The organism is Pseudomonas sp. NPDC012596 (assembly GCF_042902325.1).
GTDB lineage: Bacteria > Pseudomonadota > Gammaproteobacteria > Pseudomonadales > Pseudomonadaceae > Aquipseudomonas.
The window spans coordinates 105,579-123,042 of record NZ_JBIBEB010000001.1; the positions used below are offsets into that span (position 1 = coordinate 105,579).

14 protein-coding genes, 2 tRNA genes and 1 pseudogene are annotated in these 17,464 nt (G+C 62.3%); 6 read left to right on the plus strand and 11 right to left on the minus strand.

The features are described from left to right. The first annotated feature begins 3 nt into the window (after positions 1 to 3). Positions 4 to 831 carry an ammonia-dependent NAD(+) synthetase gene (gene nadE, locus ACFY68_RS00480; RefSeq protein ID WP_387522507.1) on the plus strand — a complete coding sequence of 276 codons (828 nt, stop codon included), beginning with the start codon at positions 4 to 6 and terminating at the stop codon, positions 829 to 831. A gap of 119 nt (positions 832 to 950) precedes the next feature. Here nadE and azu read toward each other — a convergent pair whose 3' ends face one another. Continuing rightward, the gene (azu, locus tag ACFY68_RS00485; RefSeq protein ID WP_346614840.1) at positions 951 to 1,400 is read right to left on the minus strand and encodes an azurin; all 450 of its coding nucleotides are present in this window, start codon (positions 1,398 to 1,400) and stop codon (positions 951 to 953) included. Between the two features lie 348 nt (positions 1,401 to 1,748). Here azu and ACFY68_RS00490 point away from each other — a divergent pair, with 348 nt between their 5' ends. After that, a complete protein-coding gene (locus ACFY68_RS00490) occupies positions 1,749 to 2,336 on the plus strand; it encodes a TIGR00730 family Rossman fold protein (RefSeq protein WP_346614792.1) in 588 nt (195 codons plus the stop codon). Between the two features lie 84 nt (positions 2,337 to 2,420). Here ACFY68_RS00490 and ACFY68_RS00495 read toward each other — a convergent pair whose 3' ends face one another. The 8 genes from ACFY68_RS00495 to rnr form a co-directional block, all read right to left on the minus strand. After that, a complete protein-coding gene (locus tag ACFY68_RS00495) occupies positions 2,421 to 4,724 on the minus strand; it encodes a YgiQ family radical SAM protein (protein ID WP_387522510.1) in 2,304 nt (767 codons plus the stop codon). Positions 4,725 to 4,832: 108 nt separating this feature from the next. Beyond that, a complete protein-coding gene (gene dnaB, locus ACFY68_RS00500) occupies positions 4,833 to 6,230 on the minus strand; it encodes a replicative DNA helicase (RefSeq protein WP_387522511.1) in 1,398 nt (465 codons plus the stop codon). Positions 6,231 to 6,343: 113 nt separating this feature from the next. Beyond that, positions 6,344 to 6,790: a 50S ribosomal protein L9 gene (rplI, locus tag ACFY68_RS00505; RefSeq protein ID WP_012316464.1), complete on the minus strand. Its 447-nt coding sequence runs from the start codon at positions 6,788 to 6,790 to the stop codon at positions 6,344 to 6,346. Positions 6,791 to 6,810: 20 nt separating this feature from the next. Continuing rightward, positions 6,811 to 7,674 carry a hypothetical protein gene (locus ACFY68_RS00510; protein ID WP_346614795.1) on the minus strand — a complete coding sequence of 288 codons (864 nt, stop codon included), beginning with the start codon at positions 7,672 to 7,674 and terminating at the stop codon, positions 6,811 to 6,813. 33 nt (positions 7,675 to 7,707) lie between these two features. Next, complete coding sequence (gene rpsR, locus ACFY68_RS00515; RefSeq protein ID WP_003249563.1) at positions 7,708 to 7,938, minus strand: 30S ribosomal protein S18; 231 nt, start codon at positions 7,936 to 7,938, stop codon at positions 7,708 to 7,710. A gap of 28 nt (positions 7,939 to 7,966) precedes the next feature. After that, entirely contained in the window at positions 7,967 to 8,392 is a 426-nt protein-coding gene (rpsF, locus tag ACFY68_RS00520) for a 30S ribosomal protein S6 (protein WP_346614796.1), read from the minus strand. Between the two features lie 299 nt (positions 8,393 to 8,691). After that, positions 8,692 to 9,438: a 23S rRNA (guanosine(2251)-2'-O)-methyltransferase RlmB gene (rlmB, locus tag ACFY68_RS00525; protein ID WP_012316466.1), complete on the minus strand. Its 747-nt coding sequence runs from the start codon at positions 9,436 to 9,438 to the stop codon at positions 8,692 to 8,694. Further along, on the minus strand, positions 9,435 to 12,014 hold the full coding sequence (gene rnr, locus ACFY68_RS00530; protein ID WP_346614797.1) for a ribonuclease R: 2,580 nt from the start codon (positions 12,012 to 12,014) through the stop codon (positions 9,435 to 9,437). Before rnr ends, rlmB begins: the two co-directional genes overlap by 4 nt. Before the next feature lie 270 nt (positions 12,015 to 12,284). Here rnr and ACFY68_RS00535 point away from each other — a divergent pair. The 4 genes from ACFY68_RS00535 (at position 12,285) to ACFY68_RS00550 (ending at position 15,307) form a co-directional block, all read left to right on the plus strand. Beyond that, positions 12,285 to 12,371: transfer RNA gene (locus ACFY68_RS00535), tRNA-Leu, on the plus strand. Between the two features lie 88 nt (positions 12,372 to 12,459). Beyond that, a tRNA-Leu gene (locus tag ACFY68_RS00540) sits at positions 12,460 to 12,546 on the plus strand. Between the two features lie 182 nt (positions 12,547 to 12,728). Beyond that, entirely contained in the window at positions 12,729 to 13,742 is a 1,014-nt protein-coding gene (locus tag ACFY68_RS00545; RefSeq protein WP_387522519.1) for an extracellular solute-binding protein, read from the plus strand. Continuing rightward, on the plus strand, positions 13,742 to 15,307 hold the full coding sequence (locus ACFY68_RS00550; RefSeq protein WP_387522521.1) for an ABC transporter permease: 1,566 nt from the start codon (positions 13,742 to 13,744) through the stop codon (positions 15,305 to 15,307). The genes ACFY68_RS00545 and ACFY68_RS00550 overlap by 1 nt, the downstream gene beginning before the upstream one ends. Positions 15,308 to 15,351: 44 nt before the next feature. Here the strand turns inward: ACFY68_RS00550 and ACFY68_RS00555 are convergent, their stop codons facing one another. Then, on the minus strand, positions 15,352 to 16,236 hold the full coding sequence (locus tag ACFY68_RS00555; RefSeq protein ID WP_387523017.1) for a methyl-accepting chemotaxis protein: 885 nt from the start codon (positions 16,234 to 16,236) through the stop codon (positions 15,352 to 15,354). Between the two features lie 21 nt (positions 16,237 to 16,257). Further along, positions 16,258 to 16,950, minus strand: a pseudogene (locus ACFY68_RS00560) (methyl-accepting chemotaxis protein); the annotation flags it as partial. Positions 16,951 to 17,464: the final 514 nt, after the last annotated feature.

The following is a 17,464-nucleotide window of genomic DNA, read 5'->3' on the forward strand; positions in this document are numbered from 1 at the left end:
CCGATGCAAGCCGTTCAGCAAGAGATTGCCCAGGCGCTCAAGGTGCAGCCGCCGTTCACCGACGCTGCTGCGCTCGACGCCGAAGTCGCCCGGCGCGTGGCGTTCATCAAGGACTGCCTGGCCAATGCCCGGCTCAAGACCCTGGTGCTGGGCATCAGCGGTGGTGTCGACTCACTGACCGCCGCCCTGCTCGCCCAGCGCGCCATCAACGAACTGCGCGCCGAGACCGGTGACAAGGCGTACACCTTCATCGCCGTGCGCCTGCCGTACCAGGTGCAGCATGACGAGCACGATGCGCAAGCCTGCCTGGACGTGATCAAGGCCGATGAAGTGCACACGGTCGACATCGCCCCAGCCGTGCGGGCGCTGGCAGCGGAAGTGCAAGAGTTGCAAAGCGGCTCGCCGACCCTGGTGGATTTCGTCGTCGGCAACGTCAAAGCGCGCACGCGCATGGTTGCCCAGTACACCATCGCCGGCGCCCGCGCGGGCCTGGTGATCGGTACCGACCACGCCGCCGAGGCAGTGATGGGCTTCTTTACCAAGTTTGGTGATGGAGCCTGCGACCTGGCGCCGCTGAGCGGCTTGGTGAAAAACCAGGTACGGGCCATTGCACGCAGCTTTGGCGCGCCGGAGTCACTGGTGGAGAAGGTGCCGACTGCCGACCTTGAGGACCTGGAACCGGGCAAGCCGGACGAGGCCTCGCATGGCGTGACCTATCAGCAGATCGATGCCTTCCTGCAGGGGCAGCCGGTGGATCCGGCAGCGTTCGATATCATCGTGGCTACCTACCGCAAGACCCAGCACAAGCGCGAATTGCCGTTCGCCCCGTAAAAGCTTCGCGGGACAAGCCCGCTCCCACAGGTACTCCACTTGATATCGATTAGTGGGGTACCTGTAGGAGCGGGCTTGTCCCGCGAATGGAGGGCTAAGCCCTCCCCTGCATCAAGTCATTACTTGACTACAACCTTGCCTTTCATCATCGAGATGTGGCCCGGGAAGGTGCAGAAGAAGCTGTAATCGCCACCAGCTTCCAGCTTGGAAGTGTCGAACTTCACTTCGGTTTCTTTCTCTGGCGCGCCGATCATCGCGGTGTGGGCGATGATGTTGGCGTTGTCTTCCTTCAAGTAGCCCTTGTCGATGCCCTGGGTCATGCCTTCAGTGGCAATGGCCTGCATGTCGGCAGTCTTGCTGATCACCAGGTTGTGGCCCATCACGTTCTTCGGCAGGTTGCCGGAGTGGGTCAGTTTGACGGTGAATTCCTTGCAGCTCTTGTCGACGGTGAATTCCTTGGTGGTATAGGACATCTGGTCCGTCGATTCGACCGTTACCGAGCACTCGGCTGCGAAGACAGAGGCGCTGGCGAGGGTCAGCAGGGATACCGCTACAGCTTTCGCAAACATCATGAATCTCCTTGGCAGGGTTTTATCAATTGCGAGACTGCCTGAAACCCCTGCCCCCCTTGCTGATGTGCATCAAAGGGGTGTCAAGTGGCCAGCCAGTTGAATTGTTCAATGGATTGTATACAACCAATCTAAGGGCACATCATGCCCTTTTAATAGACGATGGGACAACCTCTCATTTAGGAGCAACCGCAATGTCCCTCTCAAGTTTCATGAACAGCCTGCTTGCCGCGTACGCCCACGGCGCCAGTGGCGCGATCTGCGAGTTCTCCCGCCCCGAGTGAAGCCGGCCTTGGAACCGGCAGGCATCGGCCTTACCCTGTGCACGCATGTGACTGGAGATGAGCAATGCCTGTACGTTCCGTTTGTGTGTTCTGCGGCGCCAGCATCGGCGCCAACCCCGCCTACCGAGAAGCGGCCATCGCCCTCGGCCAGGCCATCGCCCGCCGCGGCCTGACGCTGGTGTATGGCGGTGGAGCTGTCGGCCTGATGGGCACCGTTGCCGACGCGGCCATGGCGGCGGGTGGCGAAGTGATCGGGATCATCCCCCAAAGCCTGATGAACGCCGAAATCGGCCACCGTGGCCTGACCCGCCTGGAGGTCGTGGACGGCATGCACGCGCGCAAGGCACGCATGGCCGAGCTGAGCGACGCCTTCATCGCCCTGCCAGGGGGCCTGGGCACGCTGGAGGAGTTGTTCGAGGTGTGGACCTGGGGCCAGCTGGGCTATCACGCCAAGCCGCTGGGCTTACTGGATGTGAATGGCTTCTACGAGAAGCTGGGCGGGTTCCTCGACCATATCGTCGAAGAAGGCTTCGTGCGGCCGCAGCATCGGGCGATGTTGCTGCTTGAACAGCAGGCCGATGCGCTGCTGGACGGGATGGAGCGGTTCGAGGCGCCGGTGCTGCCCAAGTGGGTCGACAAGCAACCTGATTGAAGGCTGACATGCTGGGGCCGCTTCACGGCCCATCGCAGGCAAGCCAGCTCCTACAAGAATTCGTGGGAGCTGGCGTGCCCCGATTCAGCGCGGAATGACGGGCTGGCGCGGCTTCTTACCCTTGCCGCCGCCACCCTTGGCTGCTTCCTTGCGCTCCTTGGCTGCCTGCTGGTTGCGGGCGAACGCGTCAGCCTTGGCCTTCTCGCGCTTGTCCCACGGCTTGCTGCCATCGCTGGCACGCGGTGGCAGCCCGGTGTGCTGGGTGAGGATCTTCTGCTCCTTGGCCACCTTGTGGCTCCCGGCCGGCGTCGAGTTCTTGCGCCGGGCACTCTGGTAGCTGTCGGTCTGCGGCTGGTGCAGCGGGATCAGCTGGTGCTTGCCCGGGCCGATCAAGTCGGCACGCCCCATGCGCTCCAGCGCCTCACGCAGCATCGGCCAGCCCTTCGGGTCGTGGTAGCGCAGGAACGCCTTGTGCAGGCGGCGTTGCTCCTCGCTCTTGACGATCTCCACGCCTTCGCTTTTGTATGTCACCTTGCGCAGCGGGTTCTTGCCCGAGTGGTACATGGCGGTGGCCGACGCCATGGGCGACGGGTAGAACGCCTGGACCTGGTCGGCGCGGAAGCCGTTGCCCTTGAGCCACAGGGCCAGGTTCATCATGTCTTCGTCGGTGGTGCCCGGGTGCGCGGCGATGAAGTACGGGATCAGGTACTGCTCCTTGCCCGCCTCTTTCGAGAACTTCTCGAACATGCGCTTGAAGCGGTCATAGGTGCCGATGCCCGGCTTCATCATCTTGTCCAGCGGGCCACGCTCGGTGTGCTCCGGGGCAATCTTCAGGTAACCGCCCACGTGGTGGGTGACCAGTTCCTTGACGTACTCCGGCGATTCCACGGCCAGGTCGTAACGCAGGCCCGAGGCAATCAGGATCTTCTTCACACCCGGCAGGGCACGCGCCTTGCGGTACAGCTCGATCAGCGAGCTGTGGTCAGTGTTGAGGTTCTCGCAGATACCAGGGAACACGCACGACGGCTTGCGGCAGTGCTTCTCGATGTCGTGGCTCTTGCAGGCGATGCGGTACATGTTGGCGGTCGGGCCGCCAAGGTCGGAGACCACGCCGGTGAAGCCCGGCACCTTGTCACGCATCTCTTCGATTTCGTGCAGGATCGACTCGTGCGAGCGGTTCTGGATGATGCGGCCTTCGTGCTCGGTGATCGAGCAGAAGGTGCAGCCACCAAAGCAGCCACGCATGATGTTCACCGAGAAGCGGATCATCTCGTAGGCCGGGATGCGCTCCTTGCCGTAGGCCGGGTGCGGAACACGGGCGTACGGCATGCCGAACACATAGTCCATTTCTTCGGTGGTCATGGGGATGGGTGGCGGGTTGAACCACACATCCACCTCACCGTGCTTCTGCACCAGGGCGCGAGCGTTACCCGGGTTGGTCTCCAGGTGCAGCACGCGGTTGGCGTGTGCATAGAGCACCGGGTCGTTACGCACCTTTTCGAACGATGGCAGGCGGATCACCGACTTTTCCCGGGTGACGGCCGGGCTGTCGAGAATCTGCACCACCTTGGCTTCGTTCGGGTCTTCCACCTCGCCCTTGGCCTGCTCGATGGCGCAGGCCTGGGTGTCCTGGGTGTTGACGTACGGGTTGATGATCTTGTCGACGCGGCCTGGGCGGTCGATGCGCGTGGAGTCGATCTCGTACCAGCCCTCTGGCGTGTCACGGCGCACGAATGCCGTGCCGCGCACATCGGTGATGCGCTCGATGCTCTCGCCCTGGGACAGGCGCTGGGCCACCTCGACGATCGCCCGCTCGGCGTTGCCGTACAGCAGAATGTCGGCGCTGGCGTCGATCAGGATCGAGTGGCGGACCTTGTCCTGCCAGTAATCGTAGTGGGCGATGCGGCGCAGCGACGCTTCGATGCCGCCCAGCACGATCGGCACATGCTTGTAGGCTTCCTTGCAGCGCTGGCTGTACACCAGGCTGGCGCGGTCCGGGCGTTTGCCGGCCAGGCCGCCAGGTGTGTAGGCGTCATCGGAGCGGATTTTCTTGTCCGCGGTGTAGCGGTTGATCATCGAGTCCATGTTGCCCGCGGCGACACCGAAGAACAGATTCGGCTCGCCAAGCTTCATGAAGTCGTCTTTCGACTGCCAGTTCGGCTGGGCAATGATGCCCACACGGAAGCCCTGGGCTTCCAGCAGGCGGCCGATGATGGCCATGCCGAACGACGCGTGGTCGACGTAGGCGTCACCGGTCACGATGATGATGTCGCAGGAATCCCAGCCGAGCAGATCCATCTCCTCCCTGCTCATTGGCAGGAAAGGTGCTGGCCCGAAGCATTCGGCCCAGTACTTGGGATAGTCGTAGAGTGGTTTGGCTGCTTGCATGTCAGTGACCGGTTTTGGTGTTCAGGGAAATCGCGGGCGCGGAATATAGCACAAATTTTGACCAAATCCGACGACAGAGGTCGGATTCATGGATCAGGCCTGCCTGGATTATTCGTCGTCGTCGAAGTTGTACATGCCCGGCGCGAGGTTCTCGAAGCGGGTGTACCTGCCAATGAACGCCAGGCGGATGAAGCCGATGGGGCCGTTACGTTGCTTGCCGATGATGATTTCGGCAATCCCCTTGTGCTCGGTCTCCGGGTGGTACACCTCATCCCGGTAAACGAACATGATCACGTCGGCGTCCTGCTCGATTGCACCGGATTCACGCAAGTCGGAGTTCACCGGGCGCTTGTTCGGCCGCTGCTCGAGGGAGCGGTTGAGCTGCGACAGGGCGATGACCGGGCAGTTGAATTCCTTGGCCAGGGCCTTGAGCGAGCGGGAGATCTCGGAAATTTCGTTGGTACGGTTGTCACCGGCCGAACCTGGAATCTGCATCAGCTGCAGGTAGTCGACCATGATCATGCCGATCTCGCCGTGCTCACGCGCCAGGCGGCGGGTACGCGCGCGCATCTCCGACGGGCTGATACCAGCGGTATCGTCGATGAACAGCTTGCGGTCGTTGAGCAGGTTGACCGCCGAGGTCAGGCGCGGCCAGTCGTCATCGTCCAGTTGGCCGGAACGCACCTTGGTCTGGTCGATACGGCCCAGGGACGAAAGCATACGCATGATCAGCGACTCACCTGGCATCTCGAGGGAGAACACCAGCACGGCCTTGTCGGTCCGCAACACGGCGTTTTCCACCAGGTTCATGGCGAAGGTGGTCTTACCCATCGACGGACGGCCAGCAACGATGATCAGGTCGGCCGCCTGCAGGCCGCTTGTCTTCTCGTCCAGGTCGGTGTAGCCGGTGGAGACACCGGTGATGTCGCTGTCGGAGTTGAACAGCGTGTCGATCCGGTCGATGGCCTTGGTCAACAGCTCGTTGACCCCCACCGGGCCACCGGTCTTCGGCCGCGCCTCGGCGATCTGGAAGATCTGCCGCTCGGCATCGTCGAGAATTTCTTCGGCGTTGCGCCCCTGCGGGTTGAAGGCGTTGTCGGCGATGTCGGTACTGATACTGATCAGCTGGCGCAACGTGGCCCGCTCGCGAATGATCGCAGCGTACGCCTTGATGTTGGCCACCGATGGCGTGTTCTTGGCCAGCTCGGCCAGGTACGCCAGGCCGCCGACCTGGGTCGACAGGCCTTCCTTGTCCAGTTGCTCGTGCAGGGTGACGACGTCGAACGGCTGGTTGGCGTCCGCCAGCTTGTGCACGGCACGGAAGATCAGGCGGTGGTCATGCCGATAGAAATCGCCATCCGAAACCTGATCCAGCACCCGCTCCCAGGCGTTGTTGTCCAGCATCAGGCCACCGAGCACGGCCTGTTCGGCCTCGATGGAATGCGGCGGCACCTTGAGGGCAGCGGTTTGCAGGTCTAGCTGGTCGGGATTGGTGATCTCGTTCATGGCCACGAAAGAATTCTGGAGGATGAAAAAGACAAAGGGCACGGCCTGTAAAGAACAGGACCGTGCCCGATGTTAACCGGCAAGCCCGCCAGGGGCCAGCCAGTCAGCGCAGCTTAGGCAGCTACGACGACCACACGTACGGTGGCTTCAACGTCGCTGTGCAGGTGCACGGCTACGTCGTATTCGCCAACCTGACGGATGGTGCCGTTCGGCAGACGAACTTCAGCTTTGGCCACTTCAACGCCGGAGGCGGTCAGGGCGTCAGCGATGTCGTGGGTGCCGATCGAACCGAACAGCTTGCCTTCGTCGCCAGCGGTGGCAGTGATGGTCACTTCCAGCTCGGCCAGTTGGGCAGCACGGCTTTCAGCCGACGATTTACGGTCAGCTGCTGCTTTTTCCAGCTCGGCGCGACGCTCTTCGAACGCAGCCAGGTTGGCGGCGTTGGCAACGGTGGCCTTGCCGAATGGCAGCAGGAAGTTACGGCCGTAACCAGCCTTAACTTTTACTTTGTCGCCCAGGTTGCCCAGGTTAGCGACTTTTTCCAGCAGGATCAGTTCCATTTGGTAAAACCTCTTAACTTTTAACCTTCACCGTTCGCGGAATCATCCCCCTGAGGGGACTTGCGACCGCGAAAATCAATCAGGCTGTCGACAATGGCCAGAACCACGAGCAACGGATAAATCAGCTGCATGATCAGCGGCAGCGTCACGTACATGCCAACCAGCCAGAAACCGGCCAGTCGCCCCTGCGCCACCAGCCCATGCATCAAAGCGATGCCGGCCAGGACGAGCACCAGGCTGGACGCGGAAGCCAGGACGATGAACTGCGGGCCGATGAACGGGCCCAACACCATCGCGGCAACCAGAGCCAGCATGACTGCCCGCGGCAACTTCAGCGCGCGAAATTCGCGACCAAAGCCTCCAGGGTTGTACAACGCTGCTTGCCAATAACGCGCCAGCATCAAAGCCAGCACGCTGAACAACTGCAGCATCACCGCTGTGGAAGCGACCAGCACTGGGCCGATCAGCTCACCGGGAATCACTGGCTTGCCTTCGACTTGCGGCAGCGCTTCGGAAAGCGCCTTGGCCAACACGGCGAAGGTTTCGCGCAGTACCGCGTCCAGGATGAGGCTGTAGACCAGCCCCAGCACAACACTGGACAACAACACCCGGCTCCAGGAATGCCCGGCACGCAACAAGGCGGCCAGCCCCAGTGTTCCCAACAGCACCAGCAAGGTACTTGGATCACCGAAGGCCCAGATGGCCACCGCCGGCACAAGGCCGAACGCGATGACCGTTGAAGCATCCTTGAACCCGCGCCGCAGCAGCACAAGGCTGCCGGCAGCGGCACTCAACCAGAACAGCAGCGGTAATACCGCACTCACGACCACCACCAGGGTGGCCTGCACACGACCGCGCATGATGAAATCAGCCAACGCTCGCATGCTTATCCCTTACTTCTTGTCGACGGCCCGGTCTCAGCGGCCGTGGCTGTCGGTGTAGGGCAGCAGGGCCAGGAAGCGGGCGCGCTTGATAGCGGTAGCCAGCTGACGCTGATAACGAGCTTTGGTACCGGTGATACGGCTTGGAACGATCTTGCCGGTTTCGGATACGTAAGCTTTCAGGGTGTTGAGATCTTTGAAGTCGATCTCTTTCACGTCTTCAGCAGTGAAGCGGCAGAATTTACGACGACGGAAGAAACGTGCCATGTAATAGGCTCCTCAAAAGGTCCGTGGATTACTCGTCAGCGTTATCGCTGGAGTCGCTGTCATTGCTGTCATCGCCGTCGGCGGAGTCAGAATGCTCAGGACGCTCACGACGCTCACGGCGCTCGCTGCGGTTCTCTTCTGCCTTGAGCATCTCGGACTGACCGGTTACGGCTTCGTCGCGACGGATGACCAGGTTACGGATCACGGCATCGTTGTAGCGGAAGTTGTCTTCCAGCTCGGCCAGGGCCTTGCCGGTGCATTCAACGTTCAGCATCACGTAGTGAGCCTTGTGAACATTGTTGATTGCGTAGGCCAGTTGACGACGGCCCCAGTCTTCCAGGCGGTGGATCTTGCCACCATCTTCTTCGATCAGCTTGGTGTAACGCTCAACCATGCCGCCGACTTGCTCGCTCTGGTCCGGGTGAACCAGAAAGATGATTTCGTAATGACGCATGAATGCTCCTTACGGGTTAGTAGTCTGCCAGGATGCTGGTCAGACAAGGAGTGAATGACACTGTATGTCTTGCCATGGAGGGGAGGCGCATGCGCACCTGCCAGCTCGGCAAGGGGCGCAATTGTAGAGAAGGCGGAACGCACAAGCAAGGTGATTGGCGATTATTTGAACAGCCGGAAACAGTTTATGCCTGTGCCGGCCTCTTCGCGGGGCAAGCCCGCTCCCACAGGATCCCTGCAGCCTTCGAGGAGACCTGGGGAGCGGGCTTGCCCCGCGAAGAGACCAGCACAGACGACAGATCAGCGCTTGGCCTGGCGCTGGCGCACGGCCTCGAACAGACAAACCCCGGTAGCCACCGAAACGTTCAGGCTGCTGACGCTACCCGACATCGGCAATTTCACCAGGAAGTCGCAGTGCTCGCGGGTCAGCCGGCGCATGCCTTTGCCTTCTGCCCCCATGATCATCACCAGCGGCCCGGTCAGGTCCTGCTGGTAGATCTCCTGCTCGGCCTCGCCAGCCGTGCCGACTACCCACAGGCCGCGCTGCTGGAGTTTTTCCAGGGTGCGCGCGAGGTTGGTCACGGCCACCAGCGGGATCACTTCCGCAGCGCCGCAGGCCACCTTGCGCACCACCGGCGTCAGGGTCGCCGACTTGTCCTTGGGCACCACCACCGCCGTAGCACCGGCGGCATCGGCGGTGCGCAGGCAGGCGCCGAGGTTGTGCGGGTCGGTGACACCGTCCAGCACCAGGATTAGCGGTGGCGTCTCGGTGCGCTCGAGCAACTCCTCGAGCATCAATTCGCCCCATACCTGGCTCGGGCTGACTTCAGCGACCACGCCCTGGTGTACACCCTCGACCCAGGCGTCCAGCTCACGGCGCTCAGCCTGGCCTACCTGCACGCGGTTTTCCGCAGCCAGTGCAAGCAACGCCTGAATGCGCGGCTCGCTGCGCCCTTCCGACAGCCAGATCTGCTTGACCCGCTTCGGATGGTGCTGCAGCAACGCCTGCACGGCGTGCACGCCGTAGATCTTTTCCAGCTGACTCATGACTTGTTCTTGCTCTTGCGTGGCGCGCCGGACTTCGGCGGGCCTTTACGGTGCTTGGTCGGCTTGCCGGAAGGCTTGCCACCTTTGTCCGACTTGCTGCTGGCGTGCCCACCACTGCGGGCATCAGTCATCAGCGCCTTCTTCATTTCGCGGCTCTTGCGCACTTCGGCATTACGCTGCACGGCGTCTTTCGGGAAATACGCCTCGGCGGTTTCGCCCTTGCGGCTGCGCGGTTTCGGCGTGGCCTTGGCTTCTGTCACCGGCTGCTGCTCGGCCTTTTCGGCGGCAGGTGCGGCGCCACGGCCCTTACGGCCAATCGGGGCGGCGAGCTGCTGTTCGGACACCTCGAAGTCGATCTTGCGTTCGTCGAGGTCGACGCGCATGACCTTGACTTCAATGGTGTCGCCCAGGCGGAAGCTGCGCCCGGTACGCTCACCCGACAGGCGGTGATGCACGGGGTCGAAGTGGTAATAGTCGCCCGGCAGCGCACTGACGTGCACCAGGCCTTCGACGTAGATATCGGTCAGCTCGACAAACAAACCGAAACCGGTGACGGCAGTGATCACGCCCGGGAAGGTCTCGCCAACGCGGTCCTTCATGAACTCGCACTTGAGCCAGTTGACCACGTCACGCGTGGCTTCATCGGCACGGCGCTCGGTCATCGAGCACTGCTCGCCCAGCTGGTCGAGGGTGTTCACGTCGTACGGGTAGATACGCGCCTTGGGAATACTCATGGCACCTGCACGCTTGACGTGCGGGGTATCCACCTTGGAGCGGATGATGCTGCGGATGGCGCGGTGCACCAGCAGGTCCGGGTAACGACGAATCGGCGAGGTGAAGTGCGTATACGCCTCGTAGTTCAAGCCGAAGTGGCCGTTGTTGTCGGTGCTGTACACCGCCTGGCTCAGCGAGCGCAGCATCACGGTCTGGATCAGGTGGAAGTCCGGACGCCCGGCAATGCTCGCCAGCAGCGCCTGGTAGTCCTTCGGCGAAGGGTCCTTGCCCTTGTGCAAGCTCAGGCCCAGCTCGCCGAGGAAGGCACGCAGTTTTTCCAGACGCTCCGGTGGCGGGCCATCGTGCACCCGGTACAGCGCCGGCACACCATGCTTTTGCAGGAACTCGGCGGTGGCGACGTTGGCCGCCAGCATGCATTCCTCGATCAGCTTGTGGGCATCGTTGCGAACGGTCGGGCGGATTTCCGCAATCTTGCGCTCGTCACCGAAGATGATGCGGGTTTCCTGGGTTTCGAAGTCGATGGCGCCACGGGCGTGACGGGCTTCGACCAGTACCTTGTAGAGGCTGTACAGGCTCTTCAGGTCTGGCAGGACTTCCTTGTACTCCTCGCGCAGCGCCTTGCCCTCACGGGTACGGGAATGCTCGAGCATGCTGCTGACCTTGTTGTAGGTCAGGCGGGCATGGGAGTGGATAACACCTTCGTAGAACTGGTAGTCGACCATCTGGCCGGCCTTGTTCATGGTCATTTCGCAGACCATGGCCAGGCGATCAACGTGCGGGTTCAGCGAGCACAGGCCGTTGGACAGCTCTTCGGGGAGCATCGGCACCACGCGCTCGGGGAAGTACACCGAGTTGCCACGCTGCTGAGCCTCGACGTCCAGGGCCGAACCCAGGCGTACGTAACTGGACACGTCGGCGATGGCCACATAAAGGCGCCAGCCACCGGAGAACATGCGCAGCTTGCCCAGCGGCTCGCAGTAGACCGCATCGTCGAAGTCGCGGGCATCCTCGCCGTCGATGGTGACGAACGGCAGGTGGCGCAGGTCGACGCGCTTTTCCTTGTCCTTCTCTTCGACTTCGGAGCGGAACTTGCGCGCTTCCTTGATCACATCCTGAGGCCAGACGTGCGGGATATCGTAGCTGCGCAGGGCAACATCGATTTCCATGCCCGGCGCCATGTAATTGCCGATCACTTCGACCACATCGCCTTGCGGCTGGAAGCGTGGGGTTGGCCAGTGAGTGATCTTGATCTCGACGAACTGGCCGATCTTGGCGCCGCCGTTGCGGCCCGCGGTCACCAGCACTTCCTGCTGGATCTTCGGGTTGTCTGGCGTCACGTAGCCGATGCCGCCTTCTTCGAAGTAGCGGCCGACGATGCTTTCGTGGGCGCGGGAGATGACTTCGACCAGCACGCCTTCACGGCGGCCACGGCGGTCTGTGCCCGAGACCCGCGCCAAAGCGCGATCGCCATCGAACACCAGGCGCATCTGCGACGGGCTGAGGAACAGGTCGTCGCTGCCATCGTCAGGGATAAGGAAGCCGAAACCATCGCGGTGGCCCGAGACACGGCCGCAGATCAGGTCGAGCTTGTCTACCGGGGCATAAGTGCCGCGCCGGGTATAGATAAGCTGGCCGTCACGCTCCATGGCCCGCAGGCGGCGACGCAGGGCTTCGATCTGGTCTTCTTCATAAAGACCGAACTCGGCCGCCAGTTCCTCGCGCGCGGCCGGTTCGCCACGGTCGGCAAGGCGTTGCAGGATCAGCTCACGGCTGGGGATAGGGTTGTCGTATTTTTCCGCTTCGCGAGCGGCCTCGGGATCGAGGGATTGCCAATCGGCCATCAGAAGGGGTTCACCTTGGGGTATATAGATATGAATTCTGGCATAGGCCTATTGAAACCGGAAATGTCGGGCTTGGACAGCCCCTGCAGCATGTCCGGCGAACGGCAATAGGCGTGTGGAATCAACAAGTTGAATTTTTTGAAATTTTTTTTGACTAGGGGCTTTACAGCCCTCGGGAGCGTCCGTATAGTGCGCACCACAACGACGGACAACCCGCAGTTGTAGTAGAGATGAACGGCGCTGTAAAGCATCTTGTAATCTCGAATGTGTGCCCAGGTGGCGGAATTGGTAGACGCGCTGGTTTCAGGTATCAGTGACCGCAAGGTCGTGGAAGTTCGAGTCTTCTCCTGGGCACCAAATATTTTCAAGTAATAGATGACCAAGGATCTGTTACTACTGTGTGAAAGCGAACAATAGTCGCCTTCATCAGATGATGCAAAGCTTTGCCCAGGTGGCGGAATTGGTAGACGCGCTGGTTTCAGGTATCAGTGACCGCAAGGTCGTGGAAGTTCGAGTCTTCTCCTGGGCACCATACAAAAACCCACTAGCTTGCTAGTGGGTTTTTTCTTGCCTGCGTTTTTGTATCGCCCTCCCCCGCATGGGCTGCCGCTGGACGATGGTCTGACCATGAATTTCTCGTCACCCGGCCACTTGAGAAACGATTTCGTTTACCATTGTTTCCAAATATGTAGCCGTAAGCGAGGAAGTACCCGCATGACGATCCGTCCGCAACCGCTGATGCGCACCCTGGCCGCCGCTGTCCTGAGCCTGGTGATCGGCGCCCCGGCCGCCATGGCAGACGACCCGGTCACCCTGACCATGTACAACGGTCAGCACAAGGAAATCGGCGAAGCCATCGCCAAGGCCTACGAGGCCAAGACCGGCATCCACATCAATATCCGCAAGGGCAGCAGCAACCAGCTGGCCAGCCAGATCATCGAGGAAGGTGACCGCTCGCCCGCCGACATCATCTACACCGAAGAATCGCCGCCGCTGAACAACCTGGGTGAGCTAGGCCTGCTGGCGAAGATCGACGACGCCACGCTGAACATGCTGCCCAAGGAATACGTTGCCGCCAATGGCACGTGGATGGGCGTCACCGCGCGCACCCGCGTGGTGGTGTTCAACCCGAAGAAGATCGACGAGAAAGACCTGCCGCAATCGGTCATGGATTTTGCCAACCCCGAATGGGACGGCAAAGTCGGGTTTGTTCCGACCAGTGGTGCATTCCAGGAACAGGCCGTGGCCATCCTGAAGATGCACGGGCGTGATGCTGCCGAAGAGTGGCTGACCGGCCTGAAAGCCTTCGGCAAGACCTACACCAACAACATGGTCGCCCTGAAGGCGGTAGAGAAAGGCGAAGTGGCTGCGGTACTGGTGAACAACTACTACTGGTATGCCCTGGAGCGCGAGCGCGGCAAGCTGGATTCCAAGCTGTACTACCTGGCCGATGGTGATGCCGGTGGCCTGGTGACCATCTCCGGCGCCGCTGCGGTCAAGGCCAGCAAGCACCCGAAGGAAGCGCAGGCCCTGCTCAACTGGATGGCCAGCGAAGAAGGCCAGCGCGTGATCACCCAGACCACCGCCGAATACCCGCTGCATAAAGGCATGGTCTCCGACCGTGGCCTGAAGCCATTCGATGAGCTGCGCCCACCGAAAATCTCGCCGGCCGACCTCGGCAATGCCGAGGAAGCGCTGGAGCTTGAACGCGAGGTCGGCTTGCTCTGATGACCGCCGCCCTGTCCGAGCCGGTGCTGGTACGCTTCGTACCGCGCCGCAAGCGCCCCTCCATCTGGGTAGTGCTGCCTGTGCTTTTCCTGGTGGCGATGAGCCTGCTGCCGCTGCTGTACGTCGCCATGAAAGCCTGGGAGGCCGGCTGGCGCGAAGCCCTGCACCTGCTCTGGCGCCCGTTCGTCTGGGGCTTGATGCGCAACACCCTGATGTTGATGGTCGGGGTGACGCTGGCATGCATGGTCGTTGGCCTGGCCCTGGCCTGGTTGCTGGAACGCAGCAACCTGCCGGGCCGCCGGCTGTGGGGTGTGGTGCTGTGCCTGCCCTTTGCCGTGCCCTCGTTCGTAAGCAGCTTCACCTGGGTGTCGCTGAGCTCGGACTTCGAAGGCCTGGGCGGCGCGATCCTGGTCATGGCGCTGTCCAAGTACCCGCTGATATTCCTGCCGGTGGCTGCCACCCTGCGCAACCTCGACACTTCGCTTGAAGAGTCGGCGCGTACGCTGGGCTGCAGCCGCTGGGGCGTATTCACCAAGGTCACCCTGCCGCTGCTGTGGCCGTCGATGCTCGGCGGCGCATTGCTGATCGCCCTGCACATGCTGGTGGAGTTCGGCGCCCTGTCGATCCTCGGCCTGCAGACCTTTACCACGGCCATCTACCAGCAATTCGAGCTGGAGTTCAGCAACGCCAATGCCGCCATGCTGTCGGCGGTACTGCTGGCGCTGTGCCTGGCGATGCTCTGGCTGGAACTGAAGGTGCGCGGCAAGGCTCGCCATGTGCGCATTGGCCAAGGCGTGGCACGCCGCGCGCAACCGGTACGCCTGCGTGGCTGGATGCCCCTGGCGCAGCTGTTCTGCCTGGGCCTGGCGATACTGGGCAGCGGCATTCCGCTGGCGATGCTCGGTTATTGGCTGAGTGTCGGCTCCTCGGCGGCATTCCCGGTGGCAGCCATCAGCAAGGCGCTGCTCACCTCGCTGTCGGTATCGTTGGGTGGCGCAGGCTTCTGCGTGCTGCTGGCGTTGCCGGTGAGCTTCCTTGTGGTGCGCTACAAAGGCCGCCTGGCGATCTGGGCCGAGCGCCTGCCGTATCTGCTGCATGCCCTGCCGGGCCTTGTGATCGCACTGACCTTGGTGGTGTTCGCGCTGCACTATGTGCCGGCGCTGTACCAGACCACTGCGCTGCTGCTGCTGGCCTATGCGCTGTTGTTCCTGCCACTGGCCCAGGCGCCGGTGCGTACCGCGCTGAACAAGGCCTCGCCGACACTGGAAGAAGCCGCTCGGACATTGGGTGCCAGCAGTTTCACAGCGTTCTGCCGGGTAACCCTGCCGATCATCTTCCCAGCGCTGGCCGCTGCGTTTGCCTTGGTATTCCTAGATGCCATGAAGGAACTGACCGCTACCCTGCTGCTCAGCCCGACCGGCATGACCACCCTGGCCACCGAGGTTTGGGCGCACACCGCCAACGTCGAGTTTGCCGCAGCGGCACCTTATGCCGCGTTGTTGATTGTGGTTTCCGGGTTGCCGGTGTATTTGCTGACCACGCGGATGTACCTGAACAGGCCGTAAACCTCGCCGACAAGCCGGCCGCAGGAGCGACCGCTTCATCTGCTTCAGGCGCGGAACTGTCCAAGGCTTGCCCGCAACTGGGCAGCAAGGTCGTCCAGGACCTTGCTGCTGGCCGTGGTCTGCATCACCACCTCTGCCGAACGCTCCGCCTGGGCGTGAATATTCTCAACCCGGCCGCGCACAGCCTGCGCCCCATGCGCCTGCTGCTCCGCCGCCCGGGTAGCCAGGCCGATCGCAGCATGCACCTGCTCCACTGCTGCCTGCACCGACTGCTGGCGGCGCTCGTTGTCGCGCAGCACCGACAGGCCTTCGCTGGCCTTGAGGCCAGCCTGGCCAATGGTTGCCACCGCCTCCTTGGCGCCCTTCTGCAAGGCCGCAATATGCGCCTGGATATCACCGGTCGAGCTTTGCGTCTTGCTCGCCAGCGCCCGCACCTCATCAGCCACTACGGCAAAACCGCGCCCGGTTTCGCCGGCACGTGCTGCCTCGATGGCCGCGTTGAGCGCCAGCAGGTTGGTCTGTTCGGCGATGCCGTGGATGACGGTCAATACCACCTCGATCTGCTCGCTCTGCCGGGCCAGGCGCTCGATGACCTGGGCGCCGGTCTCGACCTGGCCCGCGAGGTTCTCGATCATGCCAGCCAGTTGCGTCGAAGCGCGGCTGTTCTCATCAGTGGCCTGGCGGATGTCTACCACCTGCTGCAGCGCCGCCTGCATGGCGTGGCTTTCGGCCTGGGCTTCATCCGCCATGCTCGACAGGTCGCGCAGGCTGGCGGCCACTTCGTCGCGCTGCAGCGCGGCGGCTGCATCGGCGCCGGCATTGCGCTGCGCCATGGCACCAATCTCGACGCCGGTGCGCTGCGCCACTTCGCCTGCCTCGCGCACAATCGGCTGCAGCTTGTCGACGAAGCGGTTGACCGCCGATGCCATGTCGCCAATCTCGTCGCGGCTGTCGAGGTTGACGCGCTTGGTCAGGTCGCCTTCGCCGGCCGCCAGGTCATCGAGCGCAGCGATCAACAAGCGCAACTTGCTGAGCACGCGCCGGCCCAGCACCAAGGCAACCACCAACAATACGCCCAAGCCAACGACCACGAGGCCCAGGCCGATGCGCCAGCGCAGCTCGGCAGCAGACTCGCGCACGGTTTGCGCGGTGTTGGCTTGCATGGCAGTGGCACTGCCTTGGGCAGTTCCCAACCGCTCGCGCAGGGCCTTGCCGCTGTCTGCAGCTGCCGCAGCAAGGCTGTCGCCCACCAGCTGTTCGCCGCTGGTGATCAGGGCGCTGAAGCGCTGATCCAGTGCCTTGAGCGCTTGATCGACACCGGCGGTGGAAACCCCCATCAAGACCTTGCCGATCTCGGCGCCATTGGGGCTGATCGAGGCTTCGACGAAGTACACCGACGGGTCGCGGCGGGCGGCTTCCAATACCTTGTCCAGGGCCCTTTCACCTTGGCCTTTTTCCATCAGGGCCTGGTTGATCGGGTTTTGCCGGTTCAGGTAACGGGTCAGGTGCTGCCCCTGCGCGTCGTCGTAGATCACGAACAGCACATTCGGGTTGCGCTGAGCACGGCGGGCGAAGTCGGACAGGGTCGGCACGTCGTTGTCCCAGATTGCACGGGGCGCGACCGAGGCCAGCAGTTCAGCCATGTCGTTGGCCGAATCCTTCAGGTTTTTTTCCAACGTGGTGCGTAGTTTTTGCTGTTCGCTTTGCAGGCGCTCGGAGAGGCCCGCACTGAGGCGCTGACGGGTGCTGCTGGAGAGGCTGTCGAGACCCGAACGCACATCCTGCCCCGCCTGCTCAAGCTCGCTGGCAAGTTTGCGGCTGTCGGCGCCCAGCCGCTCGCCCAGGTCGGCCTCAAGGGCGGTGACCGTGCTTCGGGTCAGCGCAACGGCGACCAGCACCTGCACCAAAAGGGCGATACCAAGGGCAACAAACACGGGCCGCAACAGGCGGCTTCGTAACAGTGAGAGGATGGCAGACACGGTGAAACCCTCGTGCTTTCTGGCGCCACTATTTTGATGGCATCTACAGAAACTTCTTACAGCAAGGGTTATGCCGAAAACAGCAGGTATAAACGCCAAGGTAGAGCTTTTAGCGCGTATAGCCGGGCGGACAAATAAAAACGCCGCAGCCCCTTGCAGGGCCGCGGCGTCAGATCAG

Excerpts from the sequence above, each read along its gene's own strand:
- nadE (WP_387522507.1), top strand. The coding sequence starts at position 4 with ATGCAAGCCGTTCAGCAAGAGATTGCCCAGGCGCTCAAGGTGCAGCCG.
- rplI (WP_012316464.1), bottom strand. The coding sequence starts at position 6,790 with ATGGAACTGATCCTGCTGGAAAAAGTCGCTAACCTGGGCAACCTGGGC.
- rpsF (WP_346614796.1), bottom strand. The coding sequence starts at position 8,392 with ATGCGTCATTACGAAATCATCTTTCTGGTTCACCCGGACCAGAGCGAG.
- rnr (WP_346614797.1), bottom strand. The coding sequence starts at position 12,014 with ATGGCCGATTGGCAATCCCTCGATCCCGAGGCCGCTCGCGAAGCGGAA.
- ACFY68_RS00490 (WP_346614792.1), top strand. The coding sequence starts at position 1,749 with ATGCCTGTACGTTCCGTTTGTGTGTTCTGCGGCGCCAGCATCGGCGCC.
- ACFY68_RS00545 (WP_387522519.1), top strand. The coding sequence starts at position 12,729 with ATGACGATCCGTCCGCAACCGCTGATGCGCACCCTGGCCGCCGCTGTC.
- rpsR (WP_003249563.1), bottom strand. The coding sequence starts at position 7,938 with ATGGCACGTTTCTTCCGTCGTCGTAAATTCTGCCGCTTCACTGCTGAA.
- ACFY68_RS00555 (WP_387523017.1), bottom strand. The coding sequence starts at position 16,236 with ATGGCATCGGCGGTCAACCGCTTCGTCGACAAGCTGCAGCCGATTGTG.
- dnaB (WP_387522511.1), bottom strand. The coding sequence starts at position 6,230 with ATGAACGAGATCACCAATCCCGACCAGCTAGACCTGCAAACCGCTGCC.
- azu (WP_346614840.1), bottom strand. The coding sequence starts at position 1,400 with ATGTTTGCGAAAGCTGTAGCGGTATCCCTGCTGACCCTCGCCAGCGCC.
- ACFY68_RS00550 (WP_387522521.1), top strand. The coding sequence starts at position 13,742 with ATGACCGCCGCCCTGTCCGAGCCGGTGCTGGTACGCTTCGTACCGCGC.
- ACFY68_RS00510 (WP_346614795.1), bottom strand. The coding sequence starts at position 7,674 with ATGCGAGCGTTGGCTGATTTCATCATGCGCGGTCGTGTGCAGGCCACC.
- rlmB (WP_012316466.1), bottom strand. The coding sequence starts at position 9,438 with ATGAGTCAGCTGGAAAAGATCTACGGCGTGCACGCCGTGCAGGCGTTG.
- ACFY68_RS00495 (WP_387522510.1), bottom strand. The coding sequence starts at position 4,724 with ATGCAAGCAGCCAAACCACTCTACGACTATCCCAAGTACTGGGCCGAA.